The sequence below is a fragment of the Occallatibacter gabretensis genome (assembly GCF_001449115.1).
Classification (GTDB): Bacteria; Acidobacteriota; Terriglobia; order Terriglobales; family Acidobacteriaceae; genus Telmatobacter; species Telmatobacter gabretensis.
The window spans coordinates 1017360-1036090 of record NZ_LAIJ01000009.1; the positions used below are offsets into that span (position 1 = coordinate 1017360).

12 protein-coding genes are annotated in these 18731 nt (G+C 56.9%); 5 read left to right on the forward strand and 7 right to left on the reverse strand.

The genetic code is table 11. From position 1 onward, the window contains the following. Window position 1 precedes the first annotated feature (1 nt). The 3 genes from VO84_RS10490 to VO84_RS10500 all read right to left on the reverse strand — a co-directional run bounded on the left by VO84_RS10490 (window position 2) and on the right by VO84_RS10500 (window position 5284). Complete coding sequence (locus VO84_RS10490) at window positions 2-1060, reverse strand: NAD(P)-dependent alcohol dehydrogenase (protein ID WP_058187571.1); 1059 nt, start codon at window positions 1058-1060, stop codon at window positions 2-4. A gap of 149 nt (window positions 1061-1209) precedes the next feature. Then, on the reverse strand, window positions 1210-2628 hold the full coding sequence (locus VO84_RS10495; RefSeq protein WP_082661888.1) for a DNA polymerase Y family protein: 1419 nt from the start codon (window positions 2626-2628) through the stop codon (window positions 1210-1212). Window positions 2629-3034: 406 nt separating this feature from the next. Further along, on the reverse strand, window positions 3035-5284 hold the full coding sequence (locus tag VO84_RS10500; RefSeq protein ID WP_058187572.1) for a DPP IV N-terminal domain-containing protein: 2250 nt from the start codon (window positions 5282-5284) through the stop codon (window positions 3035-3037). A 628-nt stretch (window positions 5285-5912) separates the two neighbouring features. Between VO84_RS10500 and VO84_RS10505 the strand changes: the two genes are divergently transcribed. Together VO84_RS10505 and VO84_RS10510 are read left to right on the forward strand one after the other, a co-directional pair. After that, the gene (locus VO84_RS10505; protein ID WP_197413976.1) at window positions 5913-7361 is read left to right on the forward strand and encodes a hypothetical protein; all 1449 of its coding nucleotides are present in this window, start codon (window positions 5913-5915) and stop codon (window positions 7359-7361) included. A gap of 9 nt (window positions 7362-7370) precedes the next feature. Beyond that, the gene (locus VO84_RS10510; RefSeq protein WP_157439820.1) at window positions 7371-8240 is read left to right on the forward strand and encodes a hypothetical protein; all 870 of its coding nucleotides are present in this window, start codon (window positions 7371-7373) and stop codon (window positions 8238-8240) included. An 88-nt stretch (window positions 8241-8328) separates the two neighbouring features. Here VO84_RS10510 and VO84_RS10515 read toward each other — a convergent pair whose 3' ends face one another. From VO84_RS10515 to glyA, 4 genes are all read right to left on the reverse strand, one after another. Then, window positions 8329-10173, reverse strand: coding sequence for a bifunctional diguanylate cyclase/phosphodiesterase (locus VO84_RS10515; protein ID WP_197413977.1), 1845 nt, complete (start codon window positions 10171-10173; stop codon window positions 8329-8331). A gap of 630 nt (window positions 10174-10803) precedes the next feature. After that, window positions 10804-12645: a glycoside hydrolase family 2 protein gene (locus VO84_RS10525; RefSeq protein ID WP_058187577.1), complete on the reverse strand. Its 1842-nt coding sequence runs from the start codon at window positions 12643-12645 to the stop codon at window positions 10804-10806. A gap of 202 nt (window positions 12646-12847) precedes the next feature. Then, complete coding sequence (locus VO84_RS10530) at window positions 12848-13357, reverse strand: hypothetical protein (RefSeq protein WP_058187578.1); 510 nt, start codon at window positions 13355-13357, stop codon at window positions 12848-12850. A 269-nt stretch (window positions 13358-13626) separates the two neighbouring features. Continuing rightward, window positions 13627-14907 carry a serine hydroxymethyltransferase gene (gene glyA / locus VO84_RS10535; RefSeq protein WP_058187579.1) on the reverse strand — a complete coding sequence of 427 codons (1281 nt, stop codon included), beginning with the start codon at window positions 14905-14907 and terminating at the stop codon, window positions 13627-13629. 95 nt (window positions 14908-15002) lie between these two features. Here glyA and VO84_RS10540 point away from each other — a divergent pair, with 95 nt between their 5' ends. The 3 genes from VO84_RS10540 to VO84_RS10550 all read left to right on the forward strand — a co-directional run bounded on the left by VO84_RS10540 (window position 15003) and on the right by VO84_RS10550 (window position 18730). Then, window positions 15003-15578 carry a tetratricopeptide repeat protein gene (locus VO84_RS10540; RefSeq protein ID WP_197413978.1) on the forward strand — a complete coding sequence of 192 codons (576 nt, stop codon included), beginning with the start codon at window positions 15003-15005 and terminating at the stop codon, window positions 15576-15578. 113 nt (window positions 15579-15691) lie between these two features. Next, window positions 15692-16042, forward strand: coding sequence for a PadR family transcriptional regulator (locus VO84_RS10545; RefSeq protein ID WP_058187581.1), 351 nt, complete (start codon window positions 15692-15694; stop codon window positions 16040-16042). Window positions 16043-16051: 9 nt separating this feature from the next. Continuing rightward, window positions 16052-18730, forward strand: coding sequence for an ABC transporter permease (locus tag VO84_RS10550; protein WP_058187582.1), 2679 nt, complete (start codon window positions 16052-16054; stop codon window positions 18728-18730). The last annotated feature ends 1 nt before the right edge of the window (window position 18731 follow it).

The following is an 18731-nucleotide window of genomic DNA, read 5'->3' on the forward strand; positions in this document are numbered from 1 at the left end:
CTTACTCGGACTTAAGCGAAGCCATATCGATCGAGAAGCGGTACTTCACGTCAGATTTGATCAGCCGCTCGTAAGCTTCGTTGATCTTCTGAATCGGAATCACTTCCACATCGGACGTAATGTTGTGCTCGCCGCAGAAGTCCAGCATCTCCTGCGTCTCCTTGATCCCGCCGATCATGGAGCCGGAAAGGCTCTTGCGGCCCAGAATGAGGTTGAAGGAGGAAATCGCCATCGGCTTTTCCGGCGCGCCAACCAGAACCATGTGCGAGTCGCGGCCCAGCAGCGGAAGATAAGCGTTGATGTCATGGTCGGCAGAGACAGCGTCGAGAATGAAGTCAAAGCTGAAAGCATGCTTCGCCATCTCCTTCGCGTCTTTCGAAATTACGACCTCGTCAGCGCCCAGCCGCTTGGCGTCTTCCACCTTGTTGGGCGAGGTCGTAAAGACCACCGTATGCGCGCCCAGCGCATGCGCAAACTTCACGCCCATGTGGCCCAATCCACCAAGGCCCACAATGCCCACCTTCTGGCCCTTGGTCACGCCCCAATGGTGCAGCGGCGAATAGGTGGTAATGCCCGCGCAAAGCAGCGGCGCGGCTCCGGCAGGATCCAGATTCTCAGGAACGCGCAGCACAAAACGCTCGTCCACAACGACGCTCTCCGAGTAGCCGCCGTAGGTGACGCCGCCCAGATGCTTGTCCGGGAAGTTATAAGTCAGCGTGGGATTAGGACAGAACTGCTCCTCGCCTGCCTTGCAGGCCGGACAGCTTCCGTCAGAATCCACCAGGCAGCCCACGGCGGCGATATCGCCGGCCTTGAACTTGGTCACAGCGGAGCCGACCTTGGTGACGCGGCCGAGAATCTCATGCCCCGGAATGCACGGATAAACGGTGGGCATGACGCCGCTCCACTCATTGCGCACCTGGTGGAGATCGGAGTGGCAGACGCCGCAGAAGAGAATTTCAATCGCGACGTCAGTATCGGTAGGATCGCGCCGTTCAATAGTTGTGAAAGCAAGCGGCGATGTGGCGCTGGCGGCAGAGTAAGCCTTGGCTTTGGACAAGAATTCACCTCGTTTAGAGAAAGGATGCAGAAGTCCGACGGAAGTATTCGTACAACCCGAAGAAATTCTAACGCGAGACCGCACTCTAACTGCACGACCGAGGCGCAAAGCCTGCATTGACCGCAACGTTGATCGGGGAAGCAGCTGATTCAAAAGAGATCCGGCACCGAGTGAAATGCAATGCGAGTAGGCGCAGCTTTGTATGCCGTCAGCATCGTTGCGGGAGCCAGTGTCTGCATCCCGTATTTGCGATTGAGTGCGTCCATGGCCTCATACAACCTCGCTCGCTTCTCGGAGCCGTCCATCGAGTCAAAGAGGCTCAAGCTGTGCAGCTTGTCAGGAACAAGGCCGCCAAGATGGACACCCACAAAATATGGATACGCGTTTTGCTCGCCACCCGGCTGTTGCTGCCATAGCTTCCGCAGCGCGGTAATGAGCGTCTGGTTGTCCTGGCATTCGGTGAGTTTGATTTCGCTATGCCATCCACGCCGTGGCACGCCGTAACTGCTCACGGAATTCGGAATCTCCTGCTGCGCACGCGGAACAGCAAAGCCTACGGCGAGGCCTATGCTGGCAGCCCACAGGTCGGCTTCACGCAGGCGCAGCGCGGCTTTGTGCAGTAGCTTCAACGCCACGGCCCACGCCCTTTCCGGCGTGCGCATCTCCGGCGCCAGCACATGCTGGTGGCCAATAGACTTGGCGTGCTCGTTGTCCGATAGATCGAAATCCTGGCCGCGCAACCAGTGCCAGAGCCGTTCGCCCCAGACCGAGCCCCATAGTTGGCCCATCTGTTCGCAGTTGAGCGCCAGCAGCTGCTGCATGGTGTGGATGCCCCTTGCGTTCAGCCGTTTTTCCGTCCGCGTGCCGATGCCGGGCAGGTCGCGCAGTGCAAGCAGGGGGAGTGCCGTGGGTAGGACATCGACTGGTAGAGCAACAAGGCCATCCGGCTTTTCCATGTTGCTAGCGATCTTGGCGAGGAAGCGGTTCGGCGCAAGACCCACCGAACTGCGAAGCATATCGCCAACCTGTTCGCGAATGGTGCGCTTTACCTTTCGCGCTAGCTCCATCGCGGTCAGGAGTGGCCGCTCGCGGCCAATGAGCCGGCAGGCCATCTCGTCAATGGAAGCGACTGCGGTGACTGGCACGCAGCTCTCAACGGCCTCCACTACTTCGCGGTGGATTTGGGTGTAGAGTTCGTGGCGACCTTCAACGAGGATGAGATCCGGGCACAGCCTTTTCGCGTCCCCCACAATGGTGCCGGTCTTAACGCCATAAGCTTTTGCTTCATAGCTGGCGGCAATGCAGCAGGTGGTGTCGGCCATCATAGGTACCACAGCGACGGGACGATTTCGCAGTTCCGGTCGTTTTTGCTGCTCGCAGGATGCGAAGTAGGAGTTCAGATCGACGAAGAGCCAGTTCACGGCCGGTGCAGAATCTTCCGCTGTGCGCTGCGGCTCTTTTTCCCTTAGCGCGGAAGAGGAGACATGTGCATGGCTCCGCCACTCGTCGATCTGCTCGTCGGTCAGTTCGGCAATCGCGCCGTCATCCGGAATGGACCTTTGCAACATGGCGGAAGGCTTTATAGGCCGCGAAATTAGTTTCGCTTTTTATTTGCTTTTATGCAATGGAAATGCTCTTCTTTCATGGCCCGAAATAACTATTGACGACCTAAAATTTTCCGATGATACACTGAGGGCGTCTGAGGTATCTCTCTCAACCTGCCCGAAAGAGATGAAATCTGTCAGAAGACAGCCTCTGATTGAGTGAAGTGTTCGCGATGACGCAAAGCTGGCTGCATTGGATTCTTGTTAGCGGAAGTCTCGTCGCGCTGGTCGTAACGATTGGCGTGGCTATTCTGCTTGTTTGCTGCTTGAGCTGTGCCCGCTGCCCTTTAAAGGAAAAAGACGAGCTCTTCAAACGCCGCGAAGTCTAGTCGCGGTGAATTCATTACTCAGCCATAAGATTCGCGAAAGCTCATCGAGATTCTTTTAGCCCTGTGTCCGGCTTCAAATACTGCTCAAAATGCGCAAGAATCTGGCGGTAGAGCTGCACGCGTGCCTCACTTCCCGCAAGATCATGCTTCTTGCGCGGAAAAATCTGCAAGTCATAGGGAATGCCCGCATTGACCAGCTTGTCTATAAATTGCACGGTGTTGCCGATATGAACATTGTCGTCGCTTACACCGTGAACTAACAGCAGAGGACCTTTCAGGCTCGCCGCGGTGTTCACCACCGATGAATCCTTGTATGCCTGCGGCTCATCGGCTGGTTGACCCAGATACCGCTCCGTATAAGTCGAGTCGTAAACGCGCCAGTCGGTAACAGGAGCGACAGCGACACCGGCTATGAATCGATCCGAGTGAGTCATTGCGTAGAGTGTAAAGTGCCCTCCCCAGCTCCAGCCCCACCATCCGAGCCGCTTTGGATCGAGTTGCGGAAATTTCTCAAGCGCGGCATCGAGAGCTGCAATTTGATCTTCAAGCTGCACCTTGCCAAAGTCGCGATATGCTGCCAGCGCAAAGTCGCGCCCGCGTCCCGCCATGCCGCGATTGTCTGTACGTAATACCGCGAAGCCGTGCTGTGCGAGCAACTCGTCGAAGAGTAGATTGTTGCCCCAAAAATCGTCGCCCCAGCGATTCATTACTGTCTGTGCGGTCGGGCCGCCATAAGGATTCACAATGAGCGGAACGCTTTTCACACCATGAGAACTTTCGGGCAGCATCAGTGTGGAATACAGCGTCGTTCCGTTCTTCGTCTTTGTCTCAAGCTGCAAGCGTGGTTGCAGCTGATAAGCCTGCATCGAGCGCGAGGCCCATAGCTCCTGACATTCGCTGCCTGTTTTGCAGATGCTGAGCTTCGGCGGATCAAGATGCGTCGAGAAGGTATCAACAAATGCCGATTCATCCGATGCAGGGACAGACGGGAAGTTTCCTTCGTGCGTTCCTGCTTCGGTGGTCAGCGCCTTGCGCTCCCCTGCAAAGCTTACCTGCCAGAGCTGCTGTTCTACCGGGCTGGTTTCATTCGATGCGTAGTAGATCTTTTGGTGCTGAGAATCGACCGCAGCGATGGAGTGTACGTCCCAGTTGCCGCTGGTGAGCTGCTTTGGCGCAGCGGCCGGCGCGCTCATCGGATTTCCCGTGTCGTAGCGATAGAGATAGATGTGGTTGTAACCGTCCTTCCAACAGGTGAGCACAATGGCTCCGCCGCTCACCGAGACGCCGTAGTTATCATCTAGGAACTTATCGTCGGTCACTTCAAGTATCTGCAGAGAATCGCGGCTGCCGAATGCGTCGGCAAAGTAGACGGCGCGGCGCTTATGGTCGCGGCTTAGCGTTTCGATCCAGAGTGTCTTTCGATCGACCCATCCAAAACGTGGGATGTAGTCCTGCCCTTCGTGGATCGGGAGCCTGATCCAGGATGTGTGGCCGCCTGTGGCGCCGATTACGCCGAGGCGAAGTTCGGGATTGGAATCGCCTGGCTGCGGATACCATTGCTTCTCGGCTTTGGCGTGCGTGAGCGTCCAGTCGACGAGCGGATACTCCGGCACGTTGCCTTCGTTCATCTGCAGATAGGCGATGTGGCTGGAGTCCGGCGACCAGAAGTAGTTGCTCTTTACTTCGAGTTCCTCACCGTAGAGCCAGTCCACCTCTGCATTGGTGATGGCGGGGCTCTGCGATGGTGCGATGGCGACAGGAGTTCCTGTCGCTCCCTCGTCCCGCGGGCGTACGATCCAGAGACCGTGATCGCGGACAAAGGCGATGGTTTCACCGTTTGGAGAAAAGGTGGGATTGTCTCCGGAACTCGCGGCGGTGAAGCCCATCTCAACCGCTGTGCCAATCTTCAAATCAAAGAGCCAGAGGCGTCCGGCTGAATCAAAGAGCAGATGCTTGCTGTCCGGTGACCACCAATAGCTGGGTGTCCCGACGCTGCCGCCCTGGTCGTCGCTGCTTGCTTTGAACATCGAAGCAAGCCTGTCATGGCTTATCAATATAGATCGTCTGCCGGAAGCGATCTCAATGGCGTGCAGCTCGCCGTTTTCGAGCCAGCTCAGGTGCTTGCCGTCCGGCGACCAGGCCACTCCCGCCGGTGGTGTGCCGATGAGCGGCTCATCCCCATTGATGGCCTCTACTGTCAGAGGCGTTGGCGTGGATTGACCGTTGAGCGCGGGTGCGGCAAGCAGCAAAGCAGAGAGAGCGAAAGGCGCAAGGCGAAAGTGACGAGGCAAATAATTACCCTCACGGAGCGATGACAGCGCATTGCCAGTCTATCTGGAGGCAGTGTTCGATTCCGGACAATTGCGGGAGTCATCCTGTGCAGGGTTGATTTTGAAGTGATGTTTTTTGTGTTGGTTATGGCGGTTTCCACACTCCTTATAGAAATCTTTATGCGATCTTCATTTCAGAACTGTGCAATCGCACAGTTCTGTTTGCAGGGTATCGAAATCGTTTTTGCACAAATTTTGGTGCAGAGGGGATGGGGGAGGGGGGGTGCCCCCTCCCCAAAACGGCCACGGCCCGAACCTGTTTTTGGGTTCGGGCCGTGGCTTTTCTTCTGCTGATTATGAGTGTGACAGAAAACCCCTTAATTGCATGCAAACTTTCTGAGCATGAAGGACGGTACGAAAGGGAGTTGGACTAAAGTAACGTTGCTTAAAAAATCGCGCGCGAGCATAGTTCTTGCGTAAGAGAAATCGCCTGCATAGGCGATCTTTGAATTCCGATCGTGGGCCCCTTAAAAATTCATCTGACACGCAATCAGATTCACGTCTGACTTTGTGTCAGATTTGCTTGCTCTCTCATGTACTTGCTTCCCGATTCTCCGGGCTTTTGACTTCAATTGCCAAGGGGCTATGCATGAGAAGGAAATTTAGGGGTTCCTATATTTGGTCGCAGGTTGCAGTGCTATTTGCCGCTGTGGCGCTAGCATTGACCGTGCGAGACGCCTTCGGGATGGAGCAGGCAAACCAGCAAGTTTCACCGCAAATTCTTGCGGCCTATCACCATGCGTTTTACCTGTATGATCATGCGGGCGAAATCGCTCAGGCTCATGCCAAAGCTGTCTATCCTTCGTCTGATTCCTTGAGGCGCGATTTGGGCTTAACCAGCTCAGAATTTGCTGTCTTTGGGAAGGCGGCTTCGGATTTCCGGCAGGTGGAGTATGCGACTCAGGCACAAATTGAATCCGTTGAGCGGGCGGACCTTGCAACTCATCCAGATGCAAGAAGCCTTACCCCTGCGGCCAAAGCCCGGATTCACTCGCTATTCCTTGCAATGAGACGTCGCGAGTCGGAGACGATCAATGCCATTCATTCGGGTCTGGATATAAACACCGCAGTTACTTTGGATGCCTCAGTGGTTTCACTCTACGCCGAGGTGCAAGCACAGACTACTCTTCAGCTCTCATCTACATCGCTCCTTAGCCGGCCGAGCAGTCTTAGTTCGAGTCGGGTCCAGCCGGAATATAGCGAGCCGCCAAACTGCGTGGATCTCACCCCCGCAGAAGAAGAGGCCGAAGATGATGAGTGTGTTGACGGCGATGGGGTTTATGACCTTGAAGACTGCACCTGCAACCCCACCGGTGGTGGCGGCGGCGGAGGACCTACGGGAGGGATAGATCCAGAGCCGCTCGTCACGGTTACCAGCGCGTCCGCCCAATATGGGCAAGCCTTTGATGATCCCATCACCGCGAGAGTGGCATCTCAGGCAGGCTCAGGAACTGATGCTCCAACACCCACAGGTAGTGTCGATTTTTCGATGAGCAATACCAACTCTGATCCGGGAACACCCCCGTATCAGAGTGGTAGCGGTGATCTGAACAGCGAAGGAGTAGCAACATGGAATCTGGCAGCAGTAATAGCCACAGGCAACTACAGCACTACCGGTGAGTATCTAGGAGACGATTATTACGACTCCGCGAAGAACTCCAGTACCGCATCGATCCAAAAGGCAGAATCTATAACAACAATGACCGGGTGTCCGTCCGGTGCGGTAACTTCTGGACAATCTTTGTCCTTTGAAATCAGCGTGACCTGGGCTAAAGACCCAACGGCTGCACTTGGCACTGCTGGTGTTGCCACGCCAAGTGGGAACGTTAGCCTTGCTTACTCAGGGAGTTCGAACCCAATTGCCAAGTCACTCACTCCATTGCCAGGCGTGCCTTCTACCGCGACCGTTGCAGTCACAATTACAGGCACAGGATCTCAAACCCTAATACCAAGCTATGGGAGCGACAACAACTATGAGGCCTCTACTGGCGCGAGCTCTGCGGGTTCTAATGGTGAATGCGACATAACGGTGAACTGAGCAGTCAGCTTGTACGCGGAATTCCTAAAGAAGCTAACCTTAGGCTGGGCAGAAGGGTGGATGGAGATAATTATGAAAAAGCTGATTTGCGCAATGCTCCTCGCAGCGTCCCTCGCGACCGGGCAGTCTCCGAGAACATCAACCGAGTTGCATGTAAAAGATATCCGAGCACAACAGCCACAGGAGAAGCTCGCCGCCAGTCCTCTCTGTCAGCGTGCTTTCGAAAGTCCCAACCACGGAATCATCCAGCGCACTTCCGTTGATCCCACTACCTTCGTCCATAACTTGGCCGCCCTGTTGGAGAAGAGCGACGAAGTGGTTCTCGTAGGAACTCACTATCGCTCAGAGTCAGTATTCTCTCCTTCCGGTGAAAGTGTAACCACGTATTACGACGTAAAGGTAATACGCAGTTGGAAAGGACCGCATGAGGTTGGAGATAACCTCACCTTCAGCGTGCCTGCCGGAGCCGTACATTGTGGAATGACGGAATCTCACCAGTCCGTATATTTCTCTACCATGAAGGGAACAGTCGAATGGAAAGTTGCCTACAACGGTCCGTATCTGCTGTTCCTGCGCCATCCACAGGGAAAGGAGATGCAACTGGTCCAAGGGCTCCTTCCTGCGGCGGGCGGAGGATTTCAAGGCATATTTCCGATCTCATTTCCTGTCAGTGGCGAAGATATAAGCAAGTGCACTAGCTTATTGCCTGAAACCCGGAAGTGGTGCGACTCCTTTTTGGAGACCAGCCAGAATCCTGTCGTTGTTCCTTATGTTCCTGATCCGCTTGGAAAGAAATACGATGGCATGCCAATCGCGGATTTCCTGAATTTGGTGCGGAATCTGGCTGCTGATCAAGGACTGGACGAAAAGCGGCCTTGAGAGGTCTCCTTCTGCCATACCCCGTCAGAAGCGGAGTATCTGGCAGCGCACTATTTTTCTGCATAGTTGGATTTTCGCTCATTGGTTGTCAGTTGGCGAGGCGGACGCAGTTTCTTCCGGCTTCTTTGGCCTGGTACATGGCGGCGTCTGCGCTTTCGAGAAGCTGCACGGATTGCGCGGTACCTGACGGCTCTGTGGTGGCGCATCCGATACTTACGGTTACTACGCGGTGGGGATTGCCTTCGTGCGGGATCTGCTCCAGCTCGACGGCGCGGCGGATTTTTTCGCCGATGTGCCACGCGCCGGCAAGGTCCGTGTCGGGAAGGACTACGACGAACTCCTCGCCGCCGTAGCGGCCGACAAAATCCGTCGGACGCTGCACGACGCTGGCGATGGCTCCGGTTACCTCGCGCAGGCAACGGTCACCGGCGAGATGGCCGTAGCGGTCGTTGTAATGCTTGAAGTGATCGACATCGATCATGAGCACGGAGATTTTGGTGTGGGCGGTTTGCGCGCGCTGCCACTCGCGCTCAATGTACTCATCGAGGCGGCGGCGGTTGGCGATTCCTGTAACCGCATCTGTAATGGCGCGGTTCTCGGCGACGTTGAGAGCTTTGTTCAGCTCCTCTTCATGAGCTTTTCTGCCGGAGATGTCACGCACGACGTTGATGAAGCCGGCGGCATCGCTTGTCTCGGGATCGCAGTGGAGGACGAGGTTGGCTTCAAGCCAGAGGTATCCTCCATCACGCTTGCGTCCGCGGAATTCGAGGATGTTGCGGGCCTTGCCTGCGAGGCAATCGGTATAGAGCTTTTCCAGCGACGCCTGGTCATCGGGATGCACCATGGCTCCGCGCTCAAAGAGGCCTGCGCTGCGGCGATCCCAACCGAGCAGCGTTGTTGCCGAAGGAGAAACATAGACGACTTCGCGATTGAGATTGGCGAGCGTGATGATATCGCTGGAGCCTTCGGCGAGGAGGCGGAAACGCTGCTCGCTGGCGCGCAGGTTGAGCTCAAGGCGTGCCCGCGCTGCGCGTACGACCTCTGCGATGTAGACAAGCAGCATGGAGACGAAGGCGAAGACCTGGAGCATGAGCGTGCGCGGTGAGGGAGTGAGAACGGTGAGGCCGATGGGCCCGTGACCGCGCGAGGTGAGGAAGCCTCCGATGGTGGAGACAGCCAGCAGCCCCAACGCCGCGCCGGCCATGCCGAGACGCACTTCCACCAGCAGAAGTACAGGCAGAATTGCAAAGAGGAGCGGCAGGGAGGTCTGCCAGAAGACGCCAACGCTGACCACGATGAGAAGAAAGAACAGGCCGGCCGCTTCATACCAGGGGCGTTTGGAAAAAGGCGCACGGCTCCGGAGCGAGAGATAGAGCGGCGTCATGATGGTGATGCCGAGCGCATCCCCTGGGAACCACTCGGGAACGATCTGCCAGAAGGGTTTGAAGTGCACGAGGAAGGAAAGACACGTGGCATAGCAGAGCGAAGCGACGCCGGGAGCCACGAATACGCCATAAATAAGGAGAGCGACGAGCTGGCTGGCGCGCGCCATGTAGCGACCTGGCGCAAGAGCCGGGCGAAGAAGCCACGCGGCGACGGTTACTTCGACTACATTGCATCCGGAGGCGGAGAGCGCAAGCCACACCGGCGCATGGAGCGGCGGCATGAGGTTGGCTGCGAAGTCGATGACCGTGCCTAAGGCAATGAAGGCCGGCCACTGCCGCTGCGGCACGCAGAGAAGCATGCCTACCATCAGGCCAGTGGAAGGCCACATGATACTGATGTCGCCGTGCGCCCAGGGGATGGTGTTCAGCAGTTCAGCGCCTGCCGTTACGCCACCCAGAATCAGCGCCGCATAGACCAGTTGCTGCAGCGGGAATATGGTTACTGACCCGCTACTTTCCTCTATGCGCGGCTGAACGGACGTATTCATTTGCCCCGGCTCGACAGAATTCTTGCCTACCATCCTAACCTAACTATCAGAATGGCCAGAAAAAATGACCCCCCGACTCAAACCAGTGGAAGTGAAGCAGGCAACATTCCGACCAGCAAAGAAACAGAGGGGCCATAGCCGCAACTCCTGGAAGACGCACCTGCCCGCCCTTGCGCATGAGCAGCTTGTGCGCGGGTGAGTCTCTATTTGTCCTCCAGACCGAATGCGACTATAACACAGCTCTACATATCGTCGGCAATGGAATTGCGTGGGGATCGCGCGAGGTGATGTATGCGGCTTTATGGGGCCGTAGTTTCTAATCAGTCCTTTTTGGTCCTGGCCTTCTGCGCGGCCCAGCGCCGCTTTTGCGCGTCTGCAATGCGCTTACGCGCGTCTGCGCTCAGAATGCGCTTGTGTGCTTTTGCAGGAGCTGCCTTTGTCTTTGTCGCTTTTGTGGTGAGTGAAGAGCTGCCGGAAGATGCAAGTAACTTCCTCACTTGAGTCAGTCTTGCAATCTCAGCATCGATTTGAGAAAGTATGGATTCTATCGACATGTGACGAGAATACCTCATTCTTTTCGCGGTGGCGAACTGTGTAGGTAACTTCCACTAAAGTTATGCGTTGGGTGAGTTACTCTGGTTTACCCACGGCGCCTTCTTTGTATGCCTTCTGCAGGATGTAATAGGCCTGTTTCTTCTCTCCCTGATCCGAGATAAGTCCCTTGCGATTGAATTCATCCTGAATGCCTGCGAGAGGACGATTGGGCGAACGAAAATCCATGAGTAGCCAGGGGCTCATGCCGCGCAACTGTGGGATGCGATTCAGCATTCCGATTTGATGACGGTAGATATTTGCCTGATACTCTTCAGTCCATCGGTCGTTATCGCGGCCGTGCAATCCTGCTTTGGCATCGCCGCCAAACTCGCTTACGATGAGCGGCTTGTCATAACGGATATCCCATTGTGTAACATCGGCAGTTTCCGGATGAGCCTCATACCAGCCGATGTATTCATTGACGCCGATGACATCGAGAACGTTGCCTAGCGGATCGTCGACGATCTTTGTGTTGCCCTGTGCGTGCACGAGCAGCGCAGCTGTGATGAGCCGCGAGTTATCGAGTTCGCGCGCCTTTGCTGCGAGGCGAGTTATAAAATCTGTGCGCGTGGGATTGTTGGGTGTTTCATTGGCCATTGACCAGAGAATGATGGAGGCATGATTGCGCAATGTGCCGATTTCTTCTTCGAGCTGGTGTGAGGCTTTGTCGTAGACCTGCGGGCTATCGAATTTGAGCGCCCAGTAAACAGGGTTTTCACTCCAGACCATGATTCCCATGCGGTCCGCGGCGCGCTGCATGGTTTCATCGTGCGGATAATGCGCGAGGCGAACGAAGTTACAGCCGAGATCCTTTGCCCATCCGAGAAGGGTTTCGGCGTCTTTATCGGACCATGCGCGGCCGGTGCGGTATGGAGCTTCTGCGTGAATCGAGATGCCGCGCAGAAAGACAGGCTTGCCATTCAATAGAATCTGCGTGCCGCGCGTCTCTATGGTGCGAAAGCCCATCTGCTCGTTGATAGAGTCGGCGTCGGCGTGCAGCGTTACTGCGTATAACTTCGGGTGCTCCGGGGACCAGCGCTCGAGACCACTTACGGAGAAGTGAATTGCAGCTTTGCCGTTTGCATTCGTTGTGGCATGGGCCTTGGCGTGCAGCTCGGGGATCTCGACTTCGACGGGCGCGCCTGCACTTGCGCCGGTGAGATGTGCCCATCCTTCGATTACACCGTCTTCTGTGGGGCTGAGATGAAGGTCGTACTGATCGATGAATGTGTTGGGTACAGTGATGAGCGAGATTTCGCGTGTGATGCCGCCGTAGTTCCACCAATCGGTTTCAAGTGTGGGAACATTGTCTTCGCGCCGGGTGTTATCCACCGCGGCAACGATGAAGTTATCGCCGGCATGCACCGCCTCTGTGACGTCGCAGTTGAAGGCGGTGAATCCCCCCTCATGTTCGCAGGCTCTTTTGCCGTTGACCCACCACCAGGAGTGGTAGTTGGCTGCGCCGACGTGCAGGTAGACGCGCGAGTGCGCCTGGGGCTGGTAAGTGAAGTTACGCTGGTACCAGATGGGACCTTCATAGAAGAAGAGCGATTCTCGCTGTGTGTTCCAGTCGCCGGGAACCTTGAGCTTCGGAGCTTTATCGAAGTCGTATTCGGTGGGGCCGGTGTCACCTGGCTGTGCTTTGCGATTCAAGAACCAGCCATTCTTTTTCTCTTCATGATGAAAGCTGAAGAGACCGGAGAAATATGGGTCGACGATATAGGCCCAGTCTCCATTGAGCGAGAGTGCGGGCCTGCGGTCGGCTCCGGTGAATGCGAGCGGAGCATTTGCAGCCTGCGACCATGCGGCAACTCCGCAGCAGATGAGAGTGGCGCACGCAAGCGCAATACGGCCGAGCGGGAAGCGAGAAGATGGCATGGTTAATTTCCGGATAACTTAGAGTAAGGTTCAATAGCAGAGCAAAAAAGTGCCTTGGCGACGTTCAGAGTAAGTATTTTCCCGACGGGCCATCTTATCCTGTGAGCGCCTGCGCTGTACAACCCAGCAGTGAGTTATGCCCAAACACTACAAAGGGGTGAAGCCGATGCTCCACCCCTTTTGGTTTTTTGTGGCGGGCAAGTTACATTGCGCCCATATACATTACGTGCACGTAGGTGCCGAGCCGTACGTTGTAAGCCAGATACCAGCCCGGATGGTCGGGATCTTCATAGATAATGATGTCGTCGGAGCTCCAGAGCCAGCCGTCGCAATAACCTACGTCATAGGGAGCGACACTCCAGGCCCAGCCATTGAACCAGAAGCGACCGGGTCCGCCGCCGCCGATGTGCCATACGTGATGCGGGCCGAAGCCGCCAGAAAAGTGTCCATGCTCCCAGGGATGATCGATATGGTAGTGAGCATCATTGGGCCCTGACTCATGGCCCACCCAGGTACGGCCGTTGTCCACGTGCGGAGCAGCGGGATGGCCCGGATGATCAGGTCCCTGCGCCGGTGGGTGAGGGGTGCCGTGGAAGGCTTCGGGTCCGTGCTCCGGCGCGCGCGGCGCGGCATGTTGAGCTGGATGTTGTGCAAAGGCCGGTACGGCCATCACCAAGGCCGCTGCGAATGCAATCTTGAAGAAGGGTTTCATCTGCTTTCTCCTTACGCCCGCCGTCTTGTCGTTGTCTCTGGCGGCTATCCCTAACAATACGATGCAACCCGGCGTGCATGAGTAAGTTGCGTCGAGATATTTTCCAGGTAGACCGATAACTGAGCAGGAAGAAGATAGACGAAAGAGAGCGCAGCAAGAATATTCGAAGCGAAGGGGAGCCCCAGAACTATTTTTTATCTACAAAAGAGGGCGAAGTTATCCGCCCTCTCAGAATATATTTGGCGGGCTATTGCCTGGGTCACCTGCAGCTATGCTTCAACCGCAGCGGGTTGACGGCGCCAGGCGTAGAGCGGGAAATGGTTAGCGAACTCGGCGACCTTGTTGCGGATGTTATCGAGGGCCGCGTCGTCGCTACGCTTGTCGAGAGCTTCGACGATCCATGCCGCAATCTGCTTCATCTCGGCCTGCTTCATGCCGCGCGTGGTGAGCGCGGGCGTGCCGATGCGGATGCCGGAGGGCTTGAGCGGGGGATTGGTGTCATAAGGAATGGCGTTTTTATTGACCGTGATGCCTGCCTTACCGAGAGCGCCCTCGGCCTCAGAGCCGAGAATGCCCTTGGCGAAGACGTCAACGAGCATCAAGTGGTTGTCCGTGCCGCCGGAGATGATGCGGTAGCCTGCCTCCGCGATGGCGGAGGCGAGCGCCTGTGCGTTGGCTACGGTTTGCGCGGCATAGGTCTTGAATTCAGGGCGAAGCGCTTCAGCGAAGGCGACAGCCTTGGCAGCGACGATGTGGACGAGCGGGCCACCCTGCTGGCCGGGGAAGACGGCTTTATCGACAGCGGCTGCAAGATCCTGACCGCAGAGCACCAGACCGGCGCGCGGGCCGCGCAGCGTTTTGTGCGTGGTGGTGGTGGTGATGTGCGCGTGAGGGACGGGTGAGGGATGAGCGCCTCCTGCGACGAGGCCTGCGATGTGCGCCATATCGAAGATGTAATGTGCGCCGACCTTGTCAGCAATTTCGCGCATGCGGGCGAAGTCCCAGAGGCGTGGGTAAGCTGAACCGCCACCGATGATGGCTTTGGGCTTTTCACGCAGAGCGATGGCTTCGAGCTCGTCATAATCGATGAGCTCAGTGTCTTTACGGACGGTGTAAAAAGTGGGGCGGTAGAGCTTGCCCGAGAAGCTGAGCTTGTGGCCGTGCGTAAGGTGACCGCCGTGGGCGAGATCTAGGCCAAGGATGGTGTCGCCTGCCTGGAGGACTGCCATATAGGCCGATGCGTTGGCCTGTGAGCCGGAGTGGGGCTGCACGTTGGCGTGCTCGGCGCCGAAGATGGCCTTGGCGCGATCGCGGGCGAGGTTTTCGACGACGTCCGCATACTCGCAGCCGCCGTAGTAACGCCGACCGGGATAGCCTTCGGCGTACTTATTGGTGAAGACGGAGCCTGCGGCCTCCAGTACTGCCTCAGAGACGAAATTCTCGCTGGCAATCATCTCCAGCCCCTCATGCTGGCGGAGGGTTTCGTGGTCGATGGCGGCGGCGATCTCGGGGTCGGCCTGAGCGAGCGAAAGCGACATGCGGTCAGTCATAGGATGATTCTAGCTTTTTTCCGGACTGCCGATGGTGTGAATTACGGCGTGAAATTTGGTATTGTCATCGGTAGAAATCCTTGCGAGATATGAATATGAACCTGTTACGTATAGTCTCTCCGGTATTCTTTTTTGCCGCTGCATTTGTCGCCGGCGCACAGACGTCCGGTATTGATCCCACGCTTGTGGCCAAAGCTGCTGCGGGAGATGCCGCAGCGCAAGTGGCTGTTGGCGAAGACTATGCGACGGGCAAAGGCGTGGCTCAGGATCTGAAGCAGGCGGCGGACTGGTATCGTAAAGTGGCGGAAGCAGGGAATGCCGCGGGGCAAATTCATCTGGCAGAGATGTACCGCGATGGCCGCGGCATAGAGCGTGACAAGGTGCAAGCCGCGGAATGGTATGGCAAGGCCGCCGAACAAGGCGATGCCAGTGCGCAGGGGACGCTTGCGGTGCTTTACTCAGTGGGTGAAGGCGTGCCGCAAGACTATGCCGAAGCCTACTACTGGTTTGATCTTGCGGCGGCTGTCGAGTCAGCAAAACAGCAGCAATATATTGCCAACCGCCAGAACATGGGAGCCCACATCACGGCCGACGAGTTGGCCGCCGTGCAGGAGCGCGCGGCGAAGTGGAAGGCGGCGCATCCACGCCCCGTTACAAGCCCGGCAAAATAACCCTCCTTCGACATCTCGCGGCCCGATCTTGAATTGATTCCTGTTGACAATCTACATATGATGCCGTCAATATGTTGAACAACAACAGGAGAGACGGGGAACAGGAGAGACGCATGGGCGGAAATAAGGCCGATGTTTTGCAGGGCACTCTGGACCTGATGGTGCTCAAGACGCTGGAATCGCTGGGGCCGCTGCATGGCTACGGCATTGCGCGGCGGATTGAACAGGTGAGCGGCGAGACGATTCAGCTAAACCAGGGGACGATTTATCCGGCGCTGCTGCGGTTGGAGCAGAAGGGCTGGATCAAGTCCGAGTGGGGCATGTCGGAGACGAACCGCCGGGCGCGGTTCTATTCGCTCAGCCGCACCGGTCGCAAACAGATGGAACGCGCGACGGAGAACTGGGAGCGCGTGGCTTCGACGATGGCGCGCTTTCTTGCGCAAGCGAGCAGCGAGACAAATTAGGAGACAGCCATGGAGTGGATTCGTGTTCTGCTGAATAGTTTTGTGTCACTGTTTCGAGGTAAGGAACTGGATGCGCGGCTGGATGAAGAGTTGGGTGCGCATGTGGATCTTGCCGTTGCGGAGAATGTGCGACATGGAATGACGGAAGGAGACGCACGTACGGCGGCGCTGCGAGCATTTGGCGGCGTGACGCAGACGCGGGAGAGGTATCGTGTGCAGCGCGGGCTGCCGTGGATTACCACCGCTGCGCAGGATGTTCGCTTCGGCATGCGCATGATGGCGAAGAACCCAGGGTTTACCGCGATTGCCGTGCTGACGCTGGCGCTGGGGATTGGCGGCAACACGGCTATCTTTTCCATTGTGAACGGCGTGCTGCTCAATCCGTTACCGTTTCCGCACGCTGAGCAACTTGTGGAGCTAAACGAGAGCAAGCCCGACTTTCCTCGAGGCTCCATTCCGTATCCAAATTTTCTGGATTGGCAGCGAGAGAATCACAGCTTCTCTTCGATTGCCATTACCCGCGGTTACGTGTTCAGCCTGACAGGCCGAGGAGATGCCGAACAGGTGCAATCCGAATTCATCTCGACGGATTTCTTTTCTGTACTTGGCTTGCATCCGCTGATAGGGCGCACGTTTACTGCGGCCGAAGAACAGTCCGGCGCTGCGCCCGTCGCTTTGATCAGCGAGGGACTTTGGAAGCGGAAATTCGATGGTGCAAATAATGTGCTGGGACAGGCCATCACGCTGGATGGCCACAACTACACCATCGTTGGCGTCATCCCCTCCGGCTTTCATCTGAGCTTTGCCAACTTCACAGAGCGGGATGTCTATGTTCCAATTCGCCAGTGGATCAATCCCTACCTGATGCGGCGCTCGGCGGGGTTGGCGATCCATGGGATTGCACGACTCAAGCCAGGCGTGACTCTGCAACAGGCCAGTGCCGACATGGATGAAGTCACGCGCAATCTGGCTGTGGCGTATCCCGATGCAAACCAGGGCACTGGAGCAAGCATTATTCCACTGAAGGAAGAGATGGTGGGCGATGTGCGGCCCTTTCTGCTGGTGCTGATGGGGGCGGTGGGATTTGTGCTGTTGATTGCGTGCGTGAATGTGGCAAGCCTGCTGCTGGCGCGCTCTGCCGCGCGTGGCCGCGAGTTTGCTGTTTGTGCGGCGCTGGGCGCAAGCCGCGCACGCGTCATTCGCCAGTTGCTTACAGAAAGCCTGTTGCTGGGGATCCTTGCGGGAGACATCAGCCTGGTTCCAGCAGTGTGGGGAACTCATGCAGCGCTGCGATGGTTGCCAGCCGTGCTGCCCCGCGCGGAAGAGGTTGGCCTCGATTTCCGTGTACTCGCATTTACTATGACGATTTCGTTGCTCACCAGCACACTCTTTGGGCTTGCTCCGGCGTTGCGCACCTCACAGGCGAATCCGCAAATGGCGCTGAAAGAGGGCGGGCGCGGATCAAACGGACCGCGGCAGCGGACGCTGGGAACATTTGTAGTGGTGGAGATGGCCATTGCGTTGGTGCTGCTAACGGGCGCGGGGCTGATGATCCGGAGCCTGGTTGAGCTTTGGAATGTCGATCCGGGTTTCAATCCACATAATGTACTCACCTTCGGCATGTCGCTTCCGACCTCGATGGCTGACGCATCCCCGGACAAGATACGCGCTACATTCCGTGCGCTCGATGAAAGCCTTGCCTCCACGCCGGGAATCAAGGCGGTTTCGCCGGTATGGGGCGCGCTTCCGATGGCCGGTGACGATCAACGGCTGTTTTGGCTCGATGGCCAGCCCAAGCCTGCGAGCGATCATGACATGGACTGGGCAATTGATTACATTGAGCAGCCGGATTATCTGCGTGTGATGCAGATTCCGCTCAAGCGCGGACGCTTCTTTAGCAGGCAGGACTATGAGCATTCTCCGCTGGTTGCCGTAGTGGATGATGTTTTCGCGAACAAATATTTTTCGGGCCAGGATGTGATTGGCAAGCGCATCCGTATGAGCGATAGCGGAAGCGTGGTTGAGATTGTCGGTCTTGTTCCGCATGTGAATCAGTGGGGACTGGATACGGACGACACGCAATCCCTGCGCGCTGAACTTTACCTGCCGTGCATGCAGATGCCGGAAAATTTTCTTAACGTTATGCGTACCGGCTCCGGCATGGTGGTGCGTTATGAGGGCAGCCTGGAAGCGGTGTCTGCTGCGCTGCTGCGCACGAGCCGGCAGATCAGCTTGGAGCAGGTGATCGCCGGCTATCAGACGATGGACAGCGTTCTATCCGATTCACTGGCTTCGCGGCGGTTCGCGATGATTCTGCTGGGAACGTTTGCGGCGCTGGCCGTGATGCTGGCCTCGATCGGTATCTATGGTGTTATGGCATACCTGGTTGCGCAGCGCACGCAGGAGATGGGCATCCGGATGGCGCTTGGCGCAAAACGCTCGGACGTGCTGCTGCTGATCTTCCGTCATTGCGCGCGGCTTACTCTGCTTGGTGTTGCGATTGGTGTTATGAGCGCGATTGGCCTGACACGACTCATGACCTCACTGCTCTTTCATGTCAGTCCCGGCGATCCCGGTATTCTTGCCGGCGTGGCGGTTCTGTTGACACTGGTTGCTATGGCTGCCTGCATTCTTCCGGCTCGCCGCGCCGCATCCATTGAACCTATGCAGGCCCTGAGAACGGAATAGG